Source organism: Curvibacter microcysteis, from assembly GCF_028649455.1.
GTDB classification, from domain to species: domain Bacteria; phylum Pseudomonadota; class Gammaproteobacteria; order Burkholderiales; family Burkholderiaceae_C; genus Curvibacter; species Curvibacter microcysteis.
Map to the genome: position 1 here is coordinate 141,594 of NZ_JAQSIO010000002.1, position 22,824 is coordinate 164,417.

General features: G+C 62.5%; 19 protein-coding genes. 15 read left to right on the forward strand and 4 right to left on the reverse strand.

What is annotated here, in order from left to right:
- Positions 1-130 precede the first annotated feature (130 nt).
- The 4 genes from carA (at position 131) to PSQ39_RS05810 (ending at position 5,626) form a co-directional block, all read left to right on the forward strand.
- Complete coding sequence (carA, locus tag PSQ39_RS05795; protein WP_273925770.1) at positions 131-1,306, forward strand: glutamine-hydrolyzing carbamoyl-phosphate synthase small subunit; 1,176 nt, start codon at positions 131-133, stop codon at positions 1,304-1,306.
- Positions 1,306-4,554, forward strand: coding sequence for a carbamoyl-phosphate synthase large subunit (gene carB / locus PSQ39_RS05800; protein ID WP_273925771.1), 3,249 nt, complete (start codon positions 1,306-1,308; stop codon positions 4,552-4,554). The genes carA and carB overlap by 1 nt, the downstream gene beginning before the upstream one ends.
- Positions 4,555-4,709: 155 nt before the next feature.
- Positions 4,710-5,186 carry a transcription elongation factor GreA gene (gene greA / locus PSQ39_RS05805; RefSeq protein ID WP_273925772.1) on the forward strand — a complete coding sequence of 159 codons (477 nt, stop codon included), beginning with the start codon at positions 4,710-4,712 and terminating at the stop codon, positions 5,184-5,186.
- Positions 5,187-5,200: 14 nt separating this feature from the next.
- A complete protein-coding gene (locus PSQ39_RS05810) occupies positions 5,201-5,626 on the forward strand; it encodes a DUF4149 domain-containing protein (RefSeq protein WP_273925773.1) in 426 nt (141 codons plus the stop codon).
- Between the two features lie 39 nt (positions 5,627-5,665).
- On the opposite strand, the gene PSQ39_RS05815 is transcribed toward PSQ39_RS05810, so the two are convergent.
- Positions 5,666-6,430, reverse strand: a complete 765-nt coding sequence (locus PSQ39_RS05815; RefSeq protein WP_273925774.1) for a glycosyltransferase — start codon at positions 6,428-6,430, stop codon at positions 5,666-5,668.
- A gap of 4 nt (positions 6,431-6,434) precedes the next feature.
- Positions 6,435-6,908, reverse strand: coding sequence for a YhbY family RNA-binding protein (locus PSQ39_RS05820; RefSeq protein ID WP_273925775.1), 474 nt, complete (start codon positions 6,906-6,908; stop codon positions 6,435-6,437).
- Between the two features lie 70 nt (positions 6,909-6,978).
- Between PSQ39_RS05820 and PSQ39_RS05825 the strand changes: the two genes are divergently transcribed.
- The 8 genes from PSQ39_RS05825 (at position 6,979) to PSQ39_RS05860 (ending at position 16,877) form a co-directional block, all read left to right on the forward strand.
- Positions 6,979-7,647: an RlmE family RNA methyltransferase gene (locus PSQ39_RS05825; RefSeq protein WP_273925776.1), complete on the forward strand. Its 669-nt coding sequence runs from the start codon at positions 6,979-6,981 to the stop codon at positions 7,645-7,647.
- Between the two features lie 145 nt (positions 7,648-7,792).
- Positions 7,793-9,712, forward strand: coding sequence for an ATP-dependent zinc metalloprotease FtsH (gene ftsH, locus PSQ39_RS05830; protein WP_273925777.1), 1,920 nt, complete (start codon positions 7,793-7,795; stop codon positions 9,710-9,712).
- A 101-nt stretch (positions 9,713-9,813) separates the two neighbouring features.
- Positions 9,814-10,695: a dihydropteroate synthase gene (gene folP, locus PSQ39_RS05835; protein ID WP_273925778.1), complete on the forward strand. Its 882-nt coding sequence runs from the start codon at positions 9,814-9,816 to the stop codon at positions 10,693-10,695.
- Positions 10,696-10,701: 6 nt separating this feature from the next.
- The gene (gene glmM, locus PSQ39_RS05840) at positions 10,702-12,036 is read left to right on the forward strand and encodes a phosphoglucosamine mutase (RefSeq protein ID WP_273925779.1); all 1,335 of its coding nucleotides are present in this window, start codon (positions 10,702-10,704) and stop codon (positions 12,034-12,036) included.
- A gap of 332 nt (positions 12,037-12,368) precedes the next feature.
- Entirely contained in the window at positions 12,369-13,217 is an 849-nt protein-coding gene (locus PSQ39_RS05845) for a GNAT family N-acetyltransferase (protein WP_273925780.1), read from the forward strand.
- The gene (locus PSQ39_RS05850; RefSeq protein ID WP_273925781.1) at positions 13,217-14,080 is read left to right on the forward strand and encodes a UDP-2,3-diacylglucosamine diphosphatase; all 864 of its coding nucleotides are present in this window, start codon (positions 13,217-13,219) and stop codon (positions 14,078-14,080) included. Before PSQ39_RS05845 ends, PSQ39_RS05850 begins: the two co-directional genes overlap by 1 nt.
- A 212-nt stretch (positions 14,081-14,292) precedes the next feature.
- Positions 14,293-16,398 (forward strand): polyphosphate kinase 1, encoded by a 2,106-nt coding sequence (gene ppk1 / locus PSQ39_RS05855; RefSeq protein WP_273926349.1) that lies wholly within the window; start codon positions 14,293-14,295, stop codon positions 16,396-16,398.
- Positions 16,399-16,415: 17 nt separating this feature from the next.
- Complete coding sequence (locus tag PSQ39_RS05860) at positions 16,416-16,877, forward strand: SixA phosphatase family protein (RefSeq protein ID WP_273925782.1); 462 nt, start codon at positions 16,416-16,418, stop codon at positions 16,875-16,877.
- Between the two features lie 137 nt (positions 16,878-17,014).
- Here the strand turns inward: PSQ39_RS05860 and PSQ39_RS05865 are convergent, their stop codons facing one another.
- Together PSQ39_RS05865 and ppx are read right to left on the reverse strand one after the other, a co-directional pair.
- A complete protein-coding gene (locus tag PSQ39_RS05865; protein ID WP_273925783.1) occupies positions 17,015-17,743 on the reverse strand; it encodes a hypothetical protein in 729 nt (242 codons plus the stop codon).
- A gap of 154 nt (positions 17,744-17,897) precedes the next feature.
- Positions 17,898-19,376 (reverse strand): exopolyphosphatase, encoded by a 1,479-nt coding sequence (gene ppx / locus PSQ39_RS05870; protein WP_273926350.1) that lies wholly within the window; start codon positions 19,374-19,376, stop codon positions 17,898-17,900.
- A 458-nt stretch (positions 19,377-19,834) separates the two neighbouring features.
- Here ppx and pstS point away from each other — a divergent pair, with 458 nt between their 5' ends.
- From pstS to pstA, 3 genes are all read left to right on the forward strand, one after another.
- Positions 19,835-20,866, forward strand: a complete 1,032-nt coding sequence (gene pstS / locus PSQ39_RS05875) for a phosphate ABC transporter substrate-binding protein PstS (protein WP_273926351.1) — start codon at positions 19,835-19,837, stop codon at positions 20,864-20,866.
- A gap of 96 nt (positions 20,867-20,962) precedes the next feature.
- Positions 20,963-21,928 (forward strand): phosphate ABC transporter permease subunit PstC, encoded by a 966-nt coding sequence (gene pstC / locus PSQ39_RS05880; RefSeq protein ID WP_273926352.1) that lies wholly within the window; start codon positions 20,963-20,965, stop codon positions 21,926-21,928.
- Positions 21,925-22,806, forward strand: coding sequence for a phosphate ABC transporter permease PstA (gene pstA / locus PSQ39_RS05885; RefSeq protein ID WP_273925784.1), 882 nt, complete (start codon positions 21,925-21,927; stop codon positions 22,804-22,806). Before pstC ends, pstA begins: the two co-directional genes overlap by 4 nt.
- The last annotated feature ends 18 nt before the right edge of the window (positions 22,807-22,824 follow it).

A 22,824-nucleotide genomic window follows, 5' to 3' on the forward strand; every position in this document is an offset into this window, starting at 1 on the left:
CTATAATGAGAGGCTTTCACGCAACACCCGACGCCCTAGCGCATTCCAGCCATTCCCTCCAAAAGCACATCGACAGAGGCAACTCGTCGGAATCCGCTTGGGCGTACCCGTAACCAACTCGGAGAACCCAGTGCTTTTGTCTCAACAGGGAAGCTTCCCGCCCGCCATCCTGGCGCTCGCAGACGGCACGGTCTTCTATGGCAACTCGATCGGAGCCGCTGGCTCCACAGTCGGCGAAGTGGTGTTCAACACCGCCATCACCGGCTACCAAGAAATCCTCACTGACCCCAGCTACTGCCAGCAGATCGTGACCCTCACGTATCCGCACATCGGTAACTACGGTGTCAACGAGGAAGACGTCGAGGCTGAGAAGATCCACGCCGCTGGCCTGATCATCAAAGACCTGCCCCTGCTGGCATCCAATTTCCGCATGTCGCTCACGCTGTCGGCCTACCTGCAGCGCGAAGGCACGGTGGCGATTGCCAACATCGACACCCGCAAACTGACCCGCCTGCTGCGCAGCAAGGGTGCACAGAACGGCGCCATCATTGGTTTGGCTGCCGGTCAAGAAGTCACGCCGGCCCTGGTGGCCCAGGCCGTGGCTGCTGCCCAGGGCGCACCGAACATGGCCGGGCTGGACCTGGCCCGTGTGGTGACGGTGCCTGCGGCCTACGACTGGACCCAGACCGAGTGGAAGCTGGGCACGGGCTACGGCGTGCAAGCCGAGCCGAAGTTCCATGTCGTCGCCTACGACTTTGGCGTCAAGAAGAACATCCTGCGCATGCTGGCCGAGCGCGGTTGCAAGGTCACCGTGGTGCCCGCGCAAACCCCCGCTGCCGAGGTGCTGAAGTACCAACCCGACGGCATCTTCCTGTCCAACGGCCCGGGCGACCCGCAGCCTTGCGACTACGCCATCGCCGCGGCGGCTGAACTGATCGAAACCGGCATCCCGACCTTCGGCATTTGCCTGGGTCATCAGATCATGGCCCTGGCCTCGGGCGCCAAAACCTTCAAGATGAAGTTCGGTCACCACGGTGCCAACCACCCGGTCAAGGATCTGGACACCGGTCGCGTCAGCATCACCAGCCAGAACCACGGCTTCGCGGTGGACGAGAAGTCGCTGCCGGCCAACCTGCGCGCCACCCACGTCAGCCTGTTTGACGGCACGCTGCAAGGCCTGGCCCGCACCGACAAGCCGGCCTTCTGCTTCCAGGGTCACCCCGAAGCCTCGCCCGGTCCCCATGACATTTCCTACCTGTTCGATCGCTTCACGGCATTGATGGTCAAGGCCCAGGAGAACCAATAATGCCTAAGCGTTCAGACCTCAAAAGCATTCTCATCATCGGCGCCGGCCCGATCATCATCGGTCAGGCTTGTGAGTTCGACTACTCCGGCGTGCAGGCTTGCAAGGCCTTGCGCGAAGAGGGTTACAAGGTCATTTTGATCAACAGCAACCCTGCGACGATCATGACCGACCCGGCCACCGCCGACGTCACCTACATCGAGCCCATCACTTGGCAGACGGTCGAGAAGATCATCGCCAAGGAACGTCCCGACGCCATCCTGCCCACCATGGGTGGTCAGACCGCGTTGAACTGCGCGCTGGACCTGTGGCGCAACGGCGTGCTCGACAAGTACAAGGTCGAGCTGATCGGCGCCACGCCCGAGGCCATCGACAAGGCCGAAGACCGCCTGAAGTTCAAGGACGCCATGACCAAGATCGGTCTGGGTTCGGCACGCTCGGGCATTGCCCACAGCATGGACGAGGCTTGGGCGGTGCAAAAGTCGGTCGGCTTCCCCACCGTGATCCGCCCCAGCTTCACGCTGGGCGGCACCGGCGGCGGCATTGCCTATAACGCCGAAGAGTTCGAGATCATTTGCAAGCGCGGCCTGGAAGCTTCGCCGACCAATGAGCTGCTGATCGAAGAGTCGCTGCTGGGCTGGAAAGAGTACGAAATGGAAGTGGTTCGCGACAAGGCGGACAACTGCATCATCGTTTGCTCGATCGAAAACCTGGACCCCATGGGCGTGCACACCGGTGACTCCATCACCGTGGCGCCGGCCCAGACCTTGACCGACAAGGAATACCAGATCATGCGCAACGCCTCGCTGGCGGTGCTGCGTGAAATCGGTGTCGACACCGGTGGCTCCAACGTGCAGTTCTCGGTCAACCCGAAGGACGGTCGCATGATCGTCATCGAAATGAATCCGCGTGTCTCGCGCTCTTCGGCACTGGCTTCCAAGGCGACCGGCTTCCCGATCGCCAAGGTCGCGGCCAAGCTGGCCGTGGGCTACACCCTGGACGAGCTGCGCAACGACATCACGGGTGGCGCTACGCCCGCCAGCTTCGAGCCCAGCATCGACTACGTGGTCACCAAGATCCCGCGTTTTGCCTTCGAGAAGTTCCCCACCGCCGATAGCCGCCTGACCACCCAAATGAAGTCGGTTGGCGAGGTGATGGCCATGGGCCGTACTTTCCAAGAGTCCTTCCAGAAAGCCCTGCGTGGCCTGGAAGTCGGCGTCGATGGCATGAACGAAAAAACCCAGGACCGCGAAGTGCTCGAGAAGGAACTGGGCGAGCCCGGTCCCGAGCGCATCTGGTACGTGGGTGACGCGTTTGCCATGGGCCTGTCGGTGGATGAGGTGTTCGACCTCACCAAGATCGATCGTTGGTTCCTGGTGCAGATCGAAGAGATCGTCAAGATCGAACTCGAACTCGATCAACTTGCCGCCGACAAGGGCGACGCCGCGCTGGCCAGCCTGGACGCCGGCACCTTGCGCATGCTCAAGAAGAAGGGCTTCTCGGACCGCCGTCTGGCCAAGCTGCTGAAGGTCAATGAGAAGGCCGTGCGCGATGCGCGCCGTGCCCTGAGCGTGCGTCCGGTCTACAAGCGCGTGGACACCTGCGCTGCCGAGTTCGCCACCAACACCGCCTACATGTACTCCACGTACGAAGACGAGTGCGAAGCCGAACCGACCGACAAGAAGAAGATCATGGTGCTCGGCGGTGGTCCGAACCGCATCGGTCAAGGCATTGAGTTTGACTACTGCTGCGTGCACGCGGCATTGGCCATGCGCGAAGACGGTTACGAGACCATCATGGTCAACTGCAACCCTGAGACCGTCTCCACCGACTACGACACCTCGGATCGCCTGTACTTTGAGCCGCTGACGCTCGAAGACGTGCTTGAGATCGTCGACAAAGAAAAGCCGGTGGGCGTGATCGTCCAGTACGGTGGCCAAACTCCCTTGAAGCTGGCCCTGGGCCTGGAAGCCGAGGGCGTGCCCATCATCGGCACCAGCCCCGACATGATCGATGCTGCGGAAGACCGTGAGCGCTTCCAAAAGCTGCTGCAAGACCTGGGTCTGCGTCAGCCGCCGAACGCCACCGCCCGCACCGAGTCCGAAGCCCTGGAAAAGGCTGCCGCCTTGGGTTACCCCCTGGTGGTGCGCCCCAGCTACGTGCTGGGTGGCCGCGCGATGGAAATCGTGCACGAGCAACGTGATCTGGAGCGCTACATGCGTGAAGCGGTCAAGGTGAGCAACGACTCGCCCGTGCTGCTGGACCGTTTCCTGAACGACGCCATCGAATGCGACGTGGACTGCCTGCGCGACCCTGAAGGCAAGACCTTCATCGGCGGCGTGATGGAGCACATCGAGCAAGCCGGCGTGCACAGCGGTGACTCTGCCTGCTCGCTGCCGCCTTACAGCCTGAGCGCTGAAACGGTGACCGAGATCAAGCGCCAAAGTGCTGCCATGGCGGCCTCCTTGAATGTGGTGGGCTTGATGAACGTGCAGTTCGCCATCCAGCACATCGACGGCAAGGACGTGATCTACGTGCTCGAAGTCAACCCGCGTGCTTCGCGCACGGTGCCCTTCGTGTCCAAGGCCACGGGCATTCAATTGGCCAAGGTGGCGGCCCGCTGCATGGCGGGTCAGACCCTGGCCTCGCAAGGCATCACCGCCGAAGTCACCCCGCCGTACTTCAGCGTCAAGGAAGCCGTGTTCCCGTTCGTGAAGTTCCCGGGCGTGGACACCATCCTCGGCCCAGAAATGAAGTCGACCGGTGAAGTCATGGGCGTGGGCAAGACCTTTGGTGAAGCCTTCGTGAAGAGCCAACTGGGCGCCGGCACCAAGCTGCCGCGTTCGGGCAAGGCTTTCCTGACGGTGAAGAACAACGACAAGGCGCGCGCTGTCGAAGTGGCGCGTCAACTCGTGGCCCAAGGTTTTGAGTTGGTGGCCACCAAGGGCACGGCTGCCGCCATCACGGCCGCTGGCATTGCTTGCGTGACGGTCAACAAGGTCACCGAAGGCCGCCCGCACATCGTGGACATGATCAAGAACAACGAGATTGCCTTGGTCATCAACACGGTCGAAGAGCGCCGCAACGCCATTGCTGACTCGCGTCAGATCCGCACCAGCTCGCTGCTGGCGCGTGTCACCACCTTCACCACCATCGCTGGTGCTGAAGCCGCAGTGGAAGGCATGAAGTACATGGACAACCTGGACGTGTACTCGGTGCAGGAACTGCACGCCCAATTGCAGGCCTCCTGAGCGCCCTGGACGGTGGGGCAAGCCGTGTGAATCACGGCATAATCCACCGCTGAATGAAACACCGCCGCGCGGCAACGTGCGGCGGTTTGCTTTTGGGCCTGCCCTGGCGCTTGTCAGGGCAGGCTCATCCCCGAATCAATGACGGAGTAAGGCCCATGGCTACCATCCCCATCACCAAGCGTGGCGCAGAGAAGCTGAAGGAAGAACTGCACCGCCTCAAGACCGTTGACCGCCCCTGGGTCATCAATGCCATCGCCGAGGCGCGTGCCCAAGGCGACCTGAGCGAAAACGCCGAATACGACGCCGCCAAGGACCGCCAAGGCTTCATCGAAGGCCGGATCCAAGAAATCGAAGGCAAGCTGTCAGCAGCCCAAGTCATTGACCCGAGCCAGCTCGATGCCGGTGGCAAGGTGGTGTTTGGTTCGACCGTGGAGCTGGAAGAAGAAAGCACGGGCGACGCGGTCAAGTACCAGATCGTGGGTGAGGATGAAGCTGACCTCAAGCAAGGCCTGATCAATGTGTCCAGCCCGATCGCGCGGGCACTCATTGGCAAGGAAGAGGGCGATGTCGCTGAAGTGCAGGCGCCTGGTGGCGTCAAGCGCTACGAAATCGTTGCGGTTCACTACCTCTGAAGCCGGCTGATCCCATGTGGAGAAGCCGTTTGCCCCTGATGTTGGCGGGCCTCTGGTGGGGCAGCCTCAGCACGGTCGGATTTTGGGTCGTACCGATGTTGTTTGCCCACCTGGCGACACCTGCGGTGGCGGGGGCCATGGCTGCCAAGCTGTTTGCCGCGCAGACCTGGGTCGGCCTGGGTTGCGGCTTGTTGCTTTTGATGTTGTCGCGTCCTCGGGGCGAGACCACGTTGGCGACCTGGGCCAAAGCCAACCTGGGTCTGGTGCTGGCGGCCATGCTCCTGGCCTTGCTGTCCGAGTTCGCGGTGGCCCCGCGCATTGTGGCGCGTGACAACCTCGCTCTGTGGCACGGTGTGGGCACGGGTCTTTATGCGTTGCAGTGGTTGCTGACGGCGGCCGTGTTTTGGCGCTTGGCGGGACCGTCGCAGCGGACCGATTGAGCCCGCCTGCCCGTGTGGGCAGGTTGGGGCGTCTGGGCTTCAGTCTTCGCGCCAGTGTTCGGCCACCCAGGTGGCCGGTTGAATGAAGCGAAAGCGGCGGTTGCGTCGTCCGGCCAAAGCGTCGGGCGGATTGCATTCACCGTGGAAAATCACCACCTTCGCGCCTTCGGGCACAAAGGGCGCGCGCCAGTAATTGCTTGGCCACCGGGGGATGCAGTGGTACTTGAAGCTGGGGCACCAAGACGCAGGCCAGTAGCCCAGCTTGCCCTGGCGGTGCAGCACATCGGACAGGTAGGCCTGTTCGTTGCGGAAGCGCTGACGGATCTCTTCGAAGTGTTCGCGAAAGTAGCTCAGGACATCGGGGTGGGCGCCCAGTTGGAAGCGGTACACGGACGAGTTACCCGTGATGCGCCAGGGGCGCTTGTAGTCGTGGATGATGAGGAATTCACCCGGTTGGGTGAAGAACTCGTCCAGAGAACCGGTGACGACCACATCGACATCGAGAAACAGGGCGGTGCCGCGCAAGCCGTGCAGGTCGGCGCTGAAGGTGGCCAGTTTGGTCCAGCCGCGCTCGGGAATGCCGGCAGGCAGGTCCAGGGCGGGGATGGGCAAGCACTGCACCTCGCTTCGGATGCCCGTGGTGTCGTCGGTCAGGCAGACAAAACGAAAGTCGCCACGCAGGTGGCGACGCACCATGGCGTAGAGGCGATTGACGTATTCGGGGCCGTATTTCGTGCCCCATTTCATGCAGATGACATGGCGCTCGCCCTTGGGCGAGGGCGGCGTGTCCGACGTGACGCTCATGGGCTCAGTCGGACTGGCGTTTCTTGATGGAGGTCTGCTTGGGCTTGGCACGCTTGACCTGGCCGCCAGCAGTCAAACGCTGGTTGCCAAGGACTCGCAGGGTTTTGACCTCAGGCTTGTGGCCTGCGCGCTTGCTGTACTTGAGCACCTTCACGTCACGCGGACCGGGCATGCGGTCTTCGTTTTCAGGGCGCTCTTTTTCGAGTTGCGGGCGCCACAGCACCAGCAGCTTGCCGATGTGCTGCACCGGTGCGGCATTGAGTTCATCGGCCAGCGTTTGGTAGATGAGTTCGCGACCCGCGCGGTCGTCGGAGAACACGCGGACCTTGATGAGGCCGTGCGAGTTCAGTGCGAGGTCGACTTCCTTCTTGACAGCAGGGGTCAGGCCATCGCCGCCGATGAGCACGACGGGGTCAAGGTGGTGGGCATCGGCCCGGTGTTCCCGGCGCTGGGCTGGGGTAAGTTGAATTTGGGGCATGGCCGTATTATCGGGCTTGGCCGCCCCGTGAACCAGGGTGACCTGGCGGTAGTACCGCCGGCAAGGACATATGAAGATCAAAACGAAGAGCAAAAAAGTCAACAAGGCATGGTTGAACGACCACGTCAACGACCCCTACGTCAAGCAGGCGGCCCGCGATGGCTACCGGGCGCGAGCGGCCTACAAGCTCAAGGAAATCGATGAAACCCTGGGGCTGATCAAGCCGGGCCACTTGGTGGTCGATCTGGGCTCCACACCTGGCGCCTGGAGCCAATACGTGCGCCGACGCTTGTCGCCTGCGGGCGCGGCCGTGGGGGCCCTCAACGGCGCCATCATCGCGCTCGATCTGCTGCCGATGGAACCCATTGAAGGTGTGGTCTTCATCCAGGGTGACTTCCGCGAAGACAGTGTGCTGGCGCAGCTCGAATCGGTGGTGCAGGGCCGACCCGTGGACGTGGTCGTGTCGGACATGGCGCCCAACCTGTCAGGCGTCGAAAACGTCGACGCCGCTCGCATCGCGCACCTGGTTGAATTGGCCATTGAGTTCTCACAGAAGCACCTCAAATCTGAAGGGGCTTTGGTGACCAAGGTGTTCCATGGCAGTGGGTACACGCAGCTGGTTCAGTTGTTCAAGGACACCTTTCGGGTGGTCAAACCGATCAAGCCCAAGTCCTCGCGTGACAAATCTTCGGAGACTTTCTTGATCGGTATTGGCCTCAAGAAACCGGCCCAGGCCTGAGCCAGGTCAAGAAAATCGGGTAAATCCCAGTCAAAACCCTTGCTGGGCCCATGGGCGCGATCAATAAAAGCGATCGGCCCGCGACTTGAAAGGCCTAAAATGGGCCCCAAGTTTCCTTCCTTGACATTCGCTTCTGGAGCCCCGCTTGAACAATCAGTGGTTTTCGAAAATTGCCGTCTGGCTTGTGATTGCCATGGTGCTGTTCACTGTTTTCAAGCAGTTCGACACCCGTGGTTCGGCCAGTGCCGGCTACGTCGGTTACTCCGACTTCCTTGAAGAAGTTCGTGGCAACCGGATCAAGAGCGCCACCATCCAAGAAGGCCAGGGCGGCACCGAGATCGTGGCGGTCACCAACGACGACCGCAAGCTGCGCACCACGGCCACTTACCTGGATCGCGGTCTGGTGGGCGACCTGATCAGCAACAACGTCAAGTTCGACGTCAAGCCGCGTGAAGAAGGCTCTCTGCTCATGACCTTGCTGGTCAGCTGGGGCCCGATGCTGCTGCTGATCGGTGTCTGGATTTACTTCATGCGTCAGATGCAAGGCGGCGGCAAGGGCGGGGCGTTCAGCTTCGGCAAGAGCAAGGCCCGCATGCTGGACGAGAACAACAACCAAGTCACTTTTGCAGACGTGGCGGGTTGCGACGAGGCCAAGGAAGAAGTCAAGGAAGTCGTCGACTTCCTCAAGGACCCGCAAAAATTCCAGAAGCTCGGGGGTCGCATCCCACGTGGTTTGCTGCTGGTGGGCCCTCCGGGCACCGGCAAGACCTTGCTGGCTAAGTCGATTGCTGGCGAAGCGAAAGTGCCTTTCTTCAGCATCTCGGGTTCTGACTTTGTTGAAATGTTCGTCGGTGTGGGCGCAGCCCGCGTGCGCGACATGTTCGAGAACGCCAAGAAAAACGCACCCTGCATCATCTTCATCGACGAAATCGATGCCGTGGGTCGCCAGCGTGGCGCTGGTTTGGGTGGCGGTAACGACGAGCGCGAACAAACTCTCAACCAGATGCTGGTCGAGATGGATGGTTTTGAAACCAACCTCGGTGTGATCGTGGTGGCCGCGACCAACCGCCCGGACATCCTGGACGCCGCGCTGCTGCGCCCGGGGCGCTTCGACCGCCAAGTCTATGTGACCCTGCCTGACATCCGTGGCCGCGAACAGATCCTCAATGTGCACATGCGCAAGGTGCCCGTGGGTCAGGACGTCAACCCCGGCATCATTGCCCGTGGCACCCCTGGCATGAGCGGTGCCGACCTGGCCAACCTGTGCAACGAAGCCGCGCTGATGGCCGCGCGCCGCAATGCCCGCACCGTCGAGATGCAGGACTTCGAGAAGGCCAAGGACAAGATCCTCATGGGCCCGGAACGCAAGAGCATGGTCATGCCCGAGGAAGAGCGCCGCAACACGGCCTACCACGAGTCGGGTCACGCCTTGATCGGCAAGTTGCTGCCCAAGTGCGATCCGGTGCACAAGGTCACCATCATTCCGCGTGGTCGCGCCCTGGGCGTCACCATGAGCCTGCCGGCGCAAGACCGCTACAGCTACGACCGTGATTACATGCTCAACCAAATCAGCATGTTGTTCGGTGGTCGCATCGCTGAAGAAGTGTTCATGAATCAAATGACCACGGGTGCTTCCAACGACTTTGAGCGTGCCACCCACATCGCCCGCGACATGGTCATGCGCTATGGCATGACTGAGTCCCTGGGCCCCATGGTCTACGCTGAAAACGAAGGCGAAGTCTTCCTGGGCCGCTCGGTGACCAAGACCACCAACATGAGCGAGCAGACCATGCAGAAGGTCGACGCTGAAGTGCGCCGAATCATCGACCAGCAGTACGCCCTGGCGCGCAGCCTGATCGAGGAGCACAGCGACAAGATGCACGCCATGGCCAAGGCCTTGCTCGAGTGGGAAACCATCGACGGTGAACAACTCGACGACATCATGGCCGGCAAGGTCCCCCGTCCGCCCAAGGACTGGACCCCGCGTGTGCCCCCCACCGGGGGTGACGGCAGCGGCGGCGGTACCCCGGCGGTCAGCACCGACCCGGCTCCCAGCGCCGCCTGATGCGACTTGGCAGTGCCTGTTTCAACCAGGCGCTGCATTCCTTCGAACGGGGCCTTGATCGGCCCCGTTTCTCATTTCAGACTGGCAAAGCCCACTCCTTCATGTTCTGGCAAACCTCTCGCTTTCGACTTGAGTTGAATCGCCCCTTGGTGATGGGCATCGTCAACGCCACGCCGGATTCGTTTTCGGATGGCGGCCAGCATGCCAGCTTGCAGCAGGCGGTGGACCATGCTCGGCTCTTGCTCGAGCAAGGGGCCGACCTGCTCGACATCGGTGGTGAGTCCACCCGACCGGGCAGCCCCGCCGTGGGCCTGGACGAGGAATGGGCCCGCATTGGGCCTCTGTTGCGCGAGTTGGTCCGTTGGGAGGTCCCGCTCTCGGTCGACACCTACAAGCCTGAGGTCATGCAGCGTGCGCTCGACCTGGGGGTGGACATCGTCAACGACATCTGGGCATTGCGCCAACCTGGTGCCCGTGACGTGGTGGCCGCCCACCCCAGCTGCGGCGTGTGCCTGATGCACATGCACCGCGACCCCCAAACCATGCAGGTCTTGCCCATGGAGGGCGATGTGCTGCCCCAGGTGCTGGCCTTTTTGCATGACGCGAGCGCAGGCCTGATGGCCTGCGGCGTGGCACGTGATCGCATCGTGCTCGATGCCGGCGTGGGCTTTGGCAAAACCGTCGAGCAAAACTTTGCCTTGCTGTCCCGTCAGCATGAGCTGGACCAAAGCGGCTGGCCTTGGTTGGCAGGTTGGTCACGCAAGTCTTCGCTGGGCGCGGTCACCGGTTTGCCGGTCGAAGACCGCCTGGTGCCCAGCACCACCGCTGCCGTGCTCGCCGCCGACCGGGGTGCGCGCGTGCTGCGCGTGCACGACGTTCGGGAGACGGTGGCAGCTCTCCAGGTATGGCAGGCGGTGCGTCAGGCGCAGGCGTCGCCAAGTCCCGTACATTCAAGCTCTGTTCACGCGTCCCATTCAGACTAAAAAAACATGACACGACTTTATTTCGGCACCGACGGCATTCGAGGCACCGTGGGCCAGGCCCCCATCACCCCTGATTTTGTGTTGCGACTGGCCCATGCCGTGGGCCGGGTCCTGCGCCAGAACGAATCCCGCCCGACGGTGCTGATTGGCAAGGACACCCGCATCTCGGGCTACATGCTGGAGAGCGCACTTGAATCTGGCTTCAATTCCGCAGGCGTCGATGTGGTGTTGTTGGGCCCCTTGCCCACACCTGGCGTGGCCTACTTGACCCGCGCCCAGCGGGCCAGCCTGGGCGTGGTCATCAGTGCCAGCCACAATGCCTTTCAAGACAATGGCATCAAGTTCTTCAGCGCGCAGGGGGCCAAGCTGCCTGACAGCTGGGAGCTCGACGTCGAGGCCGCCTTGCAGGAAGACCCGGTCTGGGCCGATTCAGCCTCCCTGGGCAAGGCGCGCCGTTTGGACGATGCCGCAGGCCGATACATTGAATTCTGCAAGAGCACGTTTGCCAACGAGCTGACCCTCAAGGGCCTGCGCATCGTGGTTGACGCGGCACACGGTGCGGCCTACCACATTGCGCCCAAGGTCTTTCACGAACTGGGCGCCGAAGTCATTGCCATGGGCTGTGCGCCTGATGGCCTCAACATCAACCACGAGGTCGGCGCGACCCACCCTGAAGCCTTGGTGCGCTCAGTGCGGGCCAACCAGGCAGACCTGGGCATTGCCCTGGACGGCGATGCCGACCGCCTGCAAATGGTCGATGCCACCGGGCGCCTGTACAACGGGGACGAGTTGCTTTACTTGCTGGCCGTGGACCGTCTGGAGCGGGGCCTGCCCGTGCCCGGGGTGGTGGGCACTTTGATGACCAACATGGCGGTGGAGTTGGCGCTGCGTGACAAGGGCATCGACTTTGTTCGAGCCAAGGTGGGGGACCGCTATGTGCTGGAGCAACTCGAGCAGAAGGGCTGGCAGCTGGGCGGTGAGGGCTCGGGCCACTTGCTGGCGCTGGATCGCCACACCACAGGTGACGGCTTGATCAGCGCCCTGCAAGTGCTGCAGGCTTGTGTGCGCAGCGGCCGCACCCTGCCTCAGTGGTTGAGCGCACTGCGCTTGTTCCCGCAGACCCTGATCAACGTGCGTTTGCGTCCCGACCAGAAGTGGCAGCAAAACGCGCTGCTGCAGCAAGAGATCGTCGCCGTGGAGCAAGCGCTGGCGGGTGAGGGGCGGGTGCTGATCCGCGCCAGTGGCACCGAGCCTTTGCTGCGGGTGATGGTGGAAGCGCGAGACGAAAACCAGGCCTCCAGCCTGGCCAACCGCCTGGCTGAAGCCGCTCGCAGCGCGTGAGCCATCGGAGCCCGCGCAAGGCGGGCTTGGGCGAATCACCAGACCAGGCTCAAGGCCATGCCTCTGGCCTCTCGGTCGTCAAGACCAGCGCAACTGTTCAGGGCATGAGCGGGTCCTCGCAGGGCTGGCCCTGTCATCAATTTGCCGTTTGAGTGACATGGAGAGGTCACTCTGACTGGCGAGACTCCTCCTCAGTGCAGGCCAAGTCCTTCACGCCGTGGTGGCGCTGGAGGCTGGTGAGCCAGGGGGTCGGCTGGATGTCCGCAGGCCCGTTTGACGGAGCGCGGCGACCCCGGTCCCGATCAGCTCGGTCTGTTGATCTGGAGACCGCGATGAAAGAATTGCCCAACCCGACTTTCCCTTTGTCCCCTCTGGCCTTACCTCGGGGGTCACTTCATCCACGCGACCACGCTGTTGACCGCCCGTACGGCGCGCCGGATGTGGCGCCTGGGCGCGGGGGCATTGAAGTTTCGTGGGCCCGACACCTGGACGAAGTTCGGGAAGCCCAACGACTGAGGTTCGACATCTTTGCCGGTGAAATGGGGGCCCGTTTGGCCACCTCGGTCCCGGGGCACGATGTGGATCTGTTCGACGACTACTGTGAGCACCTGCTGGTGCGCGACGCTGGCACACGCCAAGTGGTTGGCACCTACCGCGTGCTCACCCCGGTGCAGGCCAAGCGCATTGGCAGCACCTACAGTGACATGGAGTTCGACCTGACCCGTCTGCGCAGCCTGCGCTCGCGCATGGTCGAACTGGGCCGCAGTTGTGTGCACCCAGCCCACCGCCAAGGTGGCGTGATCATGGCCTTGTGGGGGGCTTTGGCCGAGTTCATGGTGCGCAACCAGCTCGACACCATGATCGGCTGCGCCAGCATACCGATGCTGCACAACGGCGTGGTGAGTGGCGATGCGGCCGCCAGCATCTGGCGCCAACTGCGTGAAACGCACCTGGCCCCGATCGAATACCACGTTCTCCCCCGCCTGGCCTTGCCGGTTGAGCAGCTCGATGCCAGCTTGGTGGTGGACCCTCCGGCCCTCATCAAAGGCTACTTGCGCCTGGGGGCTCGGGTGCTGGGCGCGCCGGCCTGGGATCCTGATTTCAACACCGCTGATTTGCCGATGCTGATGCGCATCGCGGACCTGCCTTCGCGCTACCGCAAGCACTTCCTGGGTGTCTGATGCGTTTGAACTTCGATGCACTGGCGGATTGGGCGACCGATGGGCGCCTGCCCGGGGGTGATTCGGAGGCCGATGCGGACGCATCACCGCCGCCTTACCGCGCCGTTTTCATTTCGGACCTGCACCTGGGTACCCCAGGCTGTCAGGCCGAGGCCTTGCTGGACTTTCTCAAGCATCACCCCAGCCAGACGCTGTACCTGGTCGGGGACATCATTGATGGCTGGCAATTGCGCCGGCGCTGGTACTGGCCACAAGCCCACAACGATGTGGTGCAAAAGCTGTTGCGCCGGGCTCGCAAGGGTTGCCACATCATCTTCATTCCGGGCAACCATGACGAGTTTGCCCGCGGCTTTGTGGGCCATTCCTTTGGCGGCATTGAGGTGCAAGAGCAAGCGGTGCACACCACCTTGGACGGACGCCGTCTTTGGGTCATCCACGGGGACCATTTCGACGGTGTGATTCAGTGTGCGAAGTGGCTGGCTTACCTGGGGGACAACCTCTACGAACTGCTGCTGCGCCTGAACCGGCACCTCAACCATTGGCGCGGTCGACTGGGCTTGCCTTACTGGTCTCTGTCGGCCTACCTCAAGGGCAAGGTCAAAAAAGCGCTCAACTACGTGATGGATTTTGAAGTGGCCGTGGCCGCCGAAGCCCGTCGACGTGGCCTGCAGGGGGTGGTATGCGGCCACATCCACCGCGCCGAGATGCGGGTCATTGATGGCACCTTGTACTGCAATGATGGCGACTGGGTCGAAAGCCACACGGCCTTGGTTGAGCACCTGGACGGCCGATTGGAACTGGTGCACTGGAACCCCGATACCGCCCAAACACGAGGCACTGAAGTCCAGGTGGTGACCGCTTGAGTGCCATGGGCGAGACCTTCAAATTGATATTTGACGCTTGCATGACATGAAAAATGAACTGACATATTTCTGTCATCAAATTTTCATTAAACATGTTAATAATGAAGAGCACTTGAGGCTGTGCTTGGTGCGGCCTGACGCGTGTTTTTTCATTGGGGGTTGGTCGGCTGCACCTCGCAGACGCTGACCCCGTCCGAGGTCCTGGTTTGCTGATTCCCCATTCCCCTTCCAAGTCCGATTCCTCACCTGAGGGGCCGGAGGCCCAGGTCAGTTTGCTGGACCGGGATCACAGCATTCTGGCTTTCAACGACCGCGTGCTGGACTGGGCGCGCCGCGACGATGTGCCGCTGTTGGAGCGGCTGCGCTTTTTGTGCATCGTGTCCTCGAACCTGGACGAATTCTTTGAGGTGCGGGCCGCGCCGCATTTGATTGCGCTGCAGCTGCGTGACCCCAAAGGCACCTACAGCCACAACTCCTTTGAAGCCCTGGCAGAGCGCGCCCACCAGTTGGTGGAGCAGCAGTACGCCCTCTACAACGACCAGTTGATTCCGGCCTTTGCGCGCCGGGGAATCCGCATCCTGTCGCATGGCGAGCGCAATTCCGCCCAGCGGCGCTGGGTGTCGGACTACTTTCAGCGCGAGGTGCGGCCGCTCCTGGTCCCTGTGGGTCTGGACCCGGCCCACCCCTTCCCCCAGGTGGCCAACAAGTCCTTGAACTTCATCGTGCGCTTGCAAGGCAGTGACGCCTTCGGACGTGACAACGAGGTGGCCATCGTCAAGGTGCCGCGCGTGTTGCCCCGCATCATCCGCATGCCGTCCAAGGTGGTGGGCAAGGGCTCGAGTTTTGTCAGCTTGTCCAGCGTCATCCGGTCGCATTTGAGCGACCTGTTTCCAGGCCGACAGGTGACGGAGTTCTCCCAGTTCCGTGTCACGCGCCACTCTGATCTGGCCTTTGATGAAGAAGACGTGCGCGACCTGCGCGCAGCGCTGCGTCAGGGCCTGGAGCACCGCAACTACGGCCAGGCTGTGCGCCTGGAGGTGTCTGCGGGTTGTTCGGGCTTCTTGTCTGACTTTTTGCTCTCGCAGTTCAACCTGCCTGCGGGCGGCTTGTACCGTGTGCATGGTCCGGTGAATCTGGTACGTCTGACCCAGTTGGTCGACTTGGTCGCTGACCCTGCGCTGTTGTTCCCCCCCTGGAAGGCGGCGCTGCCGCGCCAACTGCAGCAGGGCACCTCGATCTTCCAGCAGGTGGCGCAGCGCGATGTGTTGATCCATCAGCCCTTCGAGAGCTTTGATGGTGTGCTGGGCTTTTTGCGCGAGGCGGTCAACGACCCCCAAGTGCTGGCCATCAAGCAAACCATTTACCGCACAGGTGCTGATTCCGAGTTGATGGAATTGCTGCGCGAGGGGGTGCGTCGGGGCAAAGAGGTCACCGCCGTGGTGGAGTTGAAGGCCCGCTTCGACGAAGAGGCCAACATCAACTGGGCGGAAGCCCTGGAGTCGATTGGCGCCCAGGTGGTTTACGGTGTGGTGGGTTTGAAAACCCACGCCAAGATGCTGCTGGTGACGCGCCGTGAAGGGCGCCAGTTGCGCCGCTATGGCCACCTGTCCACCGGCAACTACAACCCCCGCACAGCGCGCTTGTACACCGACCTCAGCTACCTCACGGCGCAGCCCGAGTTGACGGCCGAAATGGATGCGGTGTTCTCACACCTGGCCAGCCAAAACCGGCTGCCGCGCCTCAAGCACCTGTGGATGGCTCCGTTTTACCTGCATCAGCGCACGCTGGATGCCATTGAAGAGGTCGGCCTGGCCGCGCAGCGTGGCGAGGGCGGGCGCATCGTGGCCAAGATGAACGCGCTGACCGACGAGCCACTGATCCGCGCCCTGATCCGTGCGGGGCAACGGGGGGCCAGCATCGACCTCATCATCCGTGGCGCCTGCATGTTGCCTGCAGGGGTGCCGGGGCAGACGGACAACATCCGAGTGCGCTCGATCATCGGGCGCTTTCTGGAGCACTCGCGCGTCTTCTACTACCGCGCAGGTCAGCAAGAGCACCTTTACCTGTCCAGCGCTGACTGGATGAACCGCAACATGCTGCGTCGGGTCGAAGTGGCCTGGCCAGTCACCGACCCCGAGCTGCGTCAACGCATCATTGATGAATGCCTGGTGGGCTACCTGCATGACGACCGCGATGCCTGGGCGTTGACGCCTCAAGGCAGCTACGAGCGTGTGCCACGCCAGGGCGCCAAGGCACATGGCGTGCAGCAGGCCCTGATGGACCGCTACGGCAGCGATGCTCGGCCCAAGAAAAACTGACTTCCAGGAGAGGGCGCATGGATCTGATTTTGTGGCGACATGCCGAAGCCGTTGAGGGCGAGGAGGCCATGGAGGACCTGGCCCGAGGCTTGACCCCAAAAGGTGAAAAGCAGGCCATGCGCATGGCCGGCTGGTTGGATCGGCAACTGCCCGAGGGCTTGCGCGTGTTGTGCAGCCCGGCGCGGCGCACCGAGCAGACTGCGATTGCCCTGGGGCGCAAGTACAAGTTGCGCGCTGAGCTGTTGCCTGGCGGCAGTCCCGAGGACTTGCTGGGTCTGGCCCAATGGCCACGCCAACGAGGTGCCGTGTTGGTGGTGGGGCATCAGCCTATGCTGGGTCAGACCATCTCGCAATTGCTGGGCTTGGCGGAAGCTGAATGTGCGGTGCGCAAGGGGGCTGTCTGGTGGCTGCGCTACCGCGAGCGTCTCGGCGTGCCGCAGACGGTGGTGGTGACGGTGCAAACGCCCGATCTGCTCTGAGCGCCAAACGCCAAGGCCAAGACAAACGCCCCACACAGCAGCAGCCGTGCGGGGCGTTTCCTTGATGGGATGTGCCCAGTTGGTGGCCCGGGATGGGGCTCGGGGCGGCGGCGCTTCCGAGGGGCGCCGCCAGGTTCTTAAGCCTTGTTTTTGCGCGCTGCGGCCTTGGGGGCTGCCGCGACGTTGTCTTGTTTGGGGCGGCCGGTCTTGATCGATGGGACGGCTTGCAGGGCCTTGAGCAGGGCTTCAGAGCTCAGTCCAGCCAGCAGGCGGACGCCGGCACGCAAGAGTTCGCTCTTCTTGGCCGAGTGACCCAGCTTTTGCGCGCTTTGCTTGAGTTCGCCCAGCACGTCAAATTCGTCCTTGGGGATGGTGAAGCTGTCACGTACCAGCTTGGCCTTCTTGGGTTTGGTGTCCACTTCGACCGCCTTCTTGGTTTTCTCGGGCTTGCTGACCTTGGCAGGCTTGGCCTTCTTGGCTGCCTCGGCCTTGGCTTGCACGGGCGACGGTGCGGCAACGGTTTTGGTCACGGCTGGGCTGGGCTTGGCCGCCGGCTTGGGCGTCACTGCTTTGGCGGGGGCGGCCTTGGGGGCCGGCGCCTTGGTGGGGGCCACGGCTGCTTTTTTGACTGCCGCAGCTTTCACTTGGGCGGGGGCTGCTTTCTTGGGGCTGGCGGGGGCGGCAGCCTTGCTGGCGGTGGCGGGTGCAGCAGGCGCCTTGCGCACGGCCTTGTTGGCCGAAGGGGCCGCAGCGGCGGGGCTGGCCACGGCGGGGGGCGGGGTGCTGGCTGCAGGGGCCGCGGCGGCCGGTGCGGTGGCCTTGGCGGCGGTGGTGGAGACGTCCTGGGTGCTGGCGCTGGTGTTCATGTCGAGCGAAAAAATTAAACGATATAAACAGTATATACCGTTTTATTTTCTTCGATCAGTACGGTGTCGAACATGAAAAAGCCCCGGTGCCTAGAGGGCAGCGGGGCAGAGGCGTGGTGTGTTCACGCCAGCTTTGACGCCATGGGGCGGGGCCTCAGCGTTGCTGGAACAGCAAACTCCACGGCGTCTTTTGCCATGCCAATGCTTCTTCACGCATCAGATGGGCCGACTGGGGAAACTGCTGGCACCAGGCGGCGCTGGCGCTGAGGCTGAATTGCGCCCCTGTTTGGCTGAGCTTGAGTGAGGCCAGATCGGGGCTGCGGCGCGCGTGGCACAAGGCCACGGCCAAGCGCAGGCACAGCAGTTGGCGCACGAAGTCTTCGTCGCCCAGATCGGCTTCCAGTTTGCGAACCTTGCCTCGGTGGCCCAGGATCAGCTGGCCCAGGCGGTGCAGCTCGGGCAGGGAGAAGCCCGGTGCGTCCGTGTTGTCCAGGATGTAGGCGCCGTGGCGGTGGTAGTCACTGTGGGCGATCTGCTGGCCAATTTCATGCAGTTGAGCGGCCCAGCCCAGCTTGCGCTCGGCCCGTTCTTCCACCGGGTCCTCGATTTGCTGGTACAGCGTCAGGGCGGCTTCGCGCACGCGCTCTGCTTGGGCGGCATCCACCTGAAAGCGCTCGCTCAGGGCCAGCACGGTGCTGGCGCGCAGGTCGGTGTGGGCTTGCTCGCGGTCCAGCAGGTCGTACAGCACGCCTTGGCGCAGCGCCCCTTGGGCGACCTGCATTTCGTCAATGCCCAGCAGGTCAAAAATGGCGGTCAGCACACTGACCCCGCCACCAATCACGGCACGGCGTTCATCTTTCAGGCCTTCCATGCGCACCCGGTCTGCACTTTGGGCGCGCAACAGCCGCTCCTGCAACCAGCCCAGTGCGCTGCGGCTGATCCGCCCGGCGGGCTCACCGGCCGCGGCCAGTACATCGGCCACCGCGCCCACCGTGCCGGAGGAGCCGTAGGCCACATCCCAGCTGTCACGGCGGTAACTGTCCAGGGCTTCATCCAGCACCGCCTTGGCGGCGATCTCAGCCGTCATGAACGCTTGCTGGGTGAACTGGCCTTGGGGGAAGTACTTCATGGACCAGGCCACGCTGCCCACCCGGTAGGAGGCCACCACGTTGGCGTGGTATTGCTGGCCCAGGATCAGTTCGGTCGAGCGCCCGCCGATGTCCACCACCAGGCGACGCTCGTCGGATTGCGGCAACAAGCGGGCCACGCCCTGGTAAATCAAGCGGGCTTCTTCGGGCCCGGAGATCACATCGATCGGAAAGCCCAGGATCTCATTGGCGCGTTTGATGAAGTCGTCGCGGTTGCGCGCTTCGCGCAGGGTCTGGGTGGCCACGGCGCGCACCTGGGTTGCGCTGAAGCCAGCCAGGCGCTCGGCAAAACGGGCCAGGCAGTCCCAGCCGCGTTGCATGGCTTCGGGGGTCAGGCGGCGTTCCTCGTCCAGGCCGCTGCCTTGACGCACGGTTTCCTTGAGGTATTCGCTGCGTTGGATCTGGCCATGCACCAAGCGTCCGATTTCCAGTCTGAAGCTGTTCGACCCGAGGTCGACAGCGGCAATGAGTGTTCCGTTTTGCATGTAGGGGGCGACGTTTTCGGACCTGACCAGTGCTCCGGAAGACGGCGTGCGGGCTGGGCGCTCGGGGCGCGATCTCAGCAGGGCAGTCATGGGATGGCAGGCTTTCAAGAAGGAGGGCAATGGGGTGCTGACGCGAGCGAACCGTGTCAACCCCGGGTGACATCCGGGGTTGACACCCGGGTGGGATGGGGCGCGCTGGCGCTAGCAGGAGCAGGATCACTGCGATGCTGCAATTGTCCCAGTTGTATCGATTTGCATGGACACACACTGCCATTTTTTTGACGCTGCAATGACTTTAGGCTCGGTTTGTGACATTCCCGTGACGCTTGGAGGCTGTTTATGACAGCAAAAGCCGGTGTTTCCAGGGGGATTTGGCTTGTCATGCAATCGTCACATTGGGTATTTACAGTCTGCGGCATCCCTTCCAACCTTCAAGGTGACTTTGTATGACTACGTGGATGATTCGTTTGGCCGTCGCTGGCGCTGCTGCAACTTTGCTCGCTCCTGCTGCCATGGCCCAGCAAGAAGCCACCGGTGCCGGTGCCAGTTTCCCGGCGCCTCTGTATTCCAAGTGGGCTGCTGACTACAACAAGTCCACGGGCGTGAAGATCAACTACCAATCGGTTGGCTCGGGCGCTGGCATTCGCCAGATCGAAGCCAAGACGGTGGATTTCGGTGCCTCTGACGCCCCTTTGACCGATGACGATCTCAAGGCCAAGGGCCTGGTGCAGTTCCCCACCGTGATCGGTGGTGTGGTGCCGGTGATCAACATCAAGGGCCTCACCCCCGGCCAGATGAAGCTGACCGGCCCGGTGCTGGCCGACATCTACCTGGGCAAGATCACCCAGTGGAGCGATGCCGCCATCAAGAACCTGAACCCTGGCCTGGCCTTGCCGGACACCCCCATCGCCGTGGTGCGCCGCGCTGACGGCTCTGGCACCAGCTTCATTTTCACCAACTACCTGAGCAAGGTCAGCCCTGAGTGGAAGACCAAGGTCGGTGAAGGCACGGCTGTGAACTGGCCCACCGGTGCCGGTGGCAAGGGCAATGAAGGCGTTGCCGCCTTCCTGGGTCGCCTGCCTGACTCGATTGGCTACGTTGAATACGCCTACGTGAAGCAAAACAAGCTGAACTATGTGCAGCTGCAAAACGCTTCGGGCGCTTATGTGGCTCCGGACGACCTGACCTTCAAGGCCGCCGCTGCCGGCGCCACCTGGAGCAAGAGCTTCTACCAAATCCTGACCAACCAAGCTGGCAAGGAAGCCTGGCCCATCACCGGTGCCACCTTCATCCTGATGCAGAAGAAGCAAGACAAGCCTGCCCAAGCCGCCACCGCGCTGAAGTTCTTCGACTGGGCCTACAAGAGCGGCGACAAGACCGCCACGGACCTGGACTATGTTCCCATGCCTGACAGCGTGAAGGACATCATCCTCAAGTCCTGGGCTGACATTCGCGACGCTGGCACCGACAAGCCGGTGGCATACAAGTAAGTCGGTACTCACTAGACCCGCTTTCAGGACTCCAACGTGTCCACTACACTGCCGGTCAACCACGCCTCGCCCTCTTTGGCGGGGCGGGCTCAAAACATGACCACACCTCCTACTCCCCGCCCTCTGCTGTCGGGTGCCGTGGCCGATCGGCTGTTTGGCTGGCTCGCCAAGGGCGCCGCGCTGCTGACCCTGGGCCTGCTGCTGGGCATCCTGGCCTCCCTCGTCTTTGGCGCCTGGCCTGCCATTGAAAAATACGGTCTCACCTTCCTCACGCGCAGCGTCTGGGACCCCGTCCAAGGCGACTTTGGCGGTTTGGTGATGATTTATGGCACCTTGGCCACCTCTTTCATCGCCTTGGCGATCGCTGTGCCGGTCAGCTTTGGCATTGCCTTGTTCCTGACCGAACTCTCGCCCAACTGGCTCAAGCGCCCCCTGGGCACGGCCATCGAACTGCTGGCTGCGGTGCCCTCCATCGTGTACGGCATGTGGGGCCTCATGGTTTTTGGCCCCATCCTGGCCACCTATGTGCAGCAACCGCTGCAGGCGCTGCTCAAGGGCGTTCCCGTTCTGGGCGGCTTTGTGTCCGGCCCGCCCGTGGGCATCGGCATTTTGTCGGCTGGCATCATCCTGGCCATCATGATCATTCCCTTCATCGCTTCGGTGATGCGCGATGTGTTTGAAGTCACGCCAGCCCTGCTCAAAGAGTCGGCCTATGGCTTGGGTTCGACCACCTGGGAAGTGGTGTGGAAGGTCGTTCTGCCCTACACCAAGACCGGTGTGCTGGGCGGCGTCATGCTGGGTCTGGGCCGCGCTCTGGGCGAGACCATGGCCGTGACCTTCGTGATCGGCAACATGAACCAGCTCAACTCCTTGAGTGTGTTCGAGGCCGCCAACAGCATCACCTCGGCCCTGGCCAACGAGTTTGCCGAAGCGGGTGAAGGCCTGCACCAGGCCTCGCTGATCTACCTGGGTCTGGTCCTGTTCTTCATCACCTTTGTGGTGCTGGCCTTGTCCAAGGTCTTGCTGCTGCAACTCAAGAAAAGCGAAGGAGCGCGTTCATGAGCACCTCCGCCCAATTGCTGGCCGCGGCCGAGTTGGCGCAAACGCGCCAGGGCCGTTACGCCAGCCGCAAGCGCGTCAACACCATTGCGCTGGCCCTGTCGCTGGCCGCCATGGCCTTTGGCGTGTTCTGGCTGGTGTGGATTCTCTGGGAAACCATCCGCCTGGGCTTTGGTGGCCTGAGCGTGGCCTTGTTCACGCAAATGACCCCACCGCCCAATGAGGTGGGCGGCATCTCGAACGCCATCTTTGGCTCCTTCGTGATGGTTTTGATGGCCACTTTCATCGGCACCCCGATCGGCATCATGGCTGGCGTGTACCTGGCCGAGTACGACACCAAGGGTTGGCTGGCTTCGGTCACGCGCTTCGTCAATGACATTCTGTTGTCGGCGCCCAGCATCGTGATCGGCTTGTTCGTCTATGCCATCGTGGTCGCTCGCTTCAAGAGCTTCTCGGGCTGGGCCGGCATCATTGCCCTGGCGCTGATCGTGATCCCGGTGGTCATTCGCACCACGGAGAACATGCTGTCCCTGGTGCCCTCGGCACTGCGTGAAGCTGCGTACGCCTTGGGCACGCCCAAGTGGAAGGTCATCTTGATGATCACCCTGCGTGCGGCCCAGTCGGGCGTCATCACTGGCGTGCTGCTGGCGGTGGCCCGTATTTCAGGCGAAACGGCGCCGCTGCTGTTCACCGCCCTGAACAACCAATTCTGGAACTCGGACCTGTCCAAACCCATGGCCAGTTTGCCGGTGACCATTTTCAAATTTGCGATGAGCCCGTACGAAAACTGGCAGCAACTGGCCTGGGCAGGTGTGTTCCTGATCACCGTGGCGGTGCTGGGGCTCAACATCCTGGCTCGGTTTTTGACCCGCCAGAAGTAAAGGCAAGGACTTAATTCC

Bases quoted from the DNA above. Each gene is read 5' to 3' on its own strand.
- carB (WP_273925771.1), top strand. From the start codon at position 1,306: ATGCCTAAGCGTTCAGACCTCAAAAGCATTCTCATCATCGGCGCCGGC.
- greA (WP_273925772.1), top strand. From the start codon at position 4,710: ATGGCTACCATCCCCATCACCAAGCGTGGCGCAGAGAAGCTGAAGGAA.
- PSQ39_RS05810 (WP_273925773.1), top strand. From the start codon at position 5,201: ATGTGGAGAAGCCGTTTGCCCCTGATGTTGGCGGGCCTCTGGTGGGGC.
- PSQ39_RS05815 (WP_273925774.1), bottom strand. From the start codon at position 6,430: ATGAGCGTCACGTCGGACACGCCGCCCTCGCCCAAGGGCGAGCGCCAT.
- PSQ39_RS05820 (WP_273925775.1), bottom strand. From the start codon at position 6,908: ATGCCCCAAATTCAACTTACCCCAGCCCAGCGCCGGGAACACCGGGCC.
- PSQ39_RS05825 (WP_273925776.1), top strand. From the start codon at position 6,979: ATGAAGATCAAAACGAAGAGCAAAAAAGTCAACAAGGCATGGTTGAAC.
- folP (WP_273925778.1), top strand. From the start codon at position 9,814: ATGTTCTGGCAAACCTCTCGCTTTCGACTTGAGTTGAATCGCCCCTTG.
- glmM (WP_273925779.1), top strand. From the start codon at position 10,702: ATGACACGACTTTATTTCGGCACCGACGGCATTCGAGGCACCGTGGGC.
- PSQ39_RS05845 (WP_273925780.1), top strand. From the start codon at position 12,369: ATGAAAGAATTGCCCAACCCGACTTTCCCTTTGTCCCCTCTGGCCTTA.
- PSQ39_RS05850 (WP_273925781.1), top strand. From the start codon at position 13,217: ATGCGTTTGAACTTCGATGCACTGGCGGATTGGGCGACCGATGGGCGC.
- PSQ39_RS05860 (WP_273925782.1), top strand. From the start codon at position 16,416: ATGGATCTGATTTTGTGGCGACATGCCGAAGCCGTTGAGGGCGAGGAG.
- PSQ39_RS05865 (WP_273925783.1), bottom strand. From the start codon at position 17,743: ATGAACACCAGCGCCAGCACCCAGGACGTCTCCACCACCGCCGCCAAG.
- ppx (WP_273926350.1), bottom strand. From the start codon at position 19,376: ATGCAAAACGGAACACTCATTGCCGCTGTCGACCTCGGGTCGAACAGC.
- pstS (WP_273926351.1), top strand. From the start codon at position 19,835: ATGATTCGTTTGGCCGTCGCTGGCGCTGCTGCAACTTTGCTCGCTCCT.
- pstC (WP_273926352.1), top strand. From the start codon at position 20,963: ATGACCACACCTCCTACTCCCCGCCCTCTGCTGTCGGGTGCCGTGGCC.
- pstA (WP_273925784.1), top strand. From the start codon at position 21,925: ATGAGCACCTCCGCCCAATTGCTGGCCGCGGCCGAGTTGGCGCAAACG.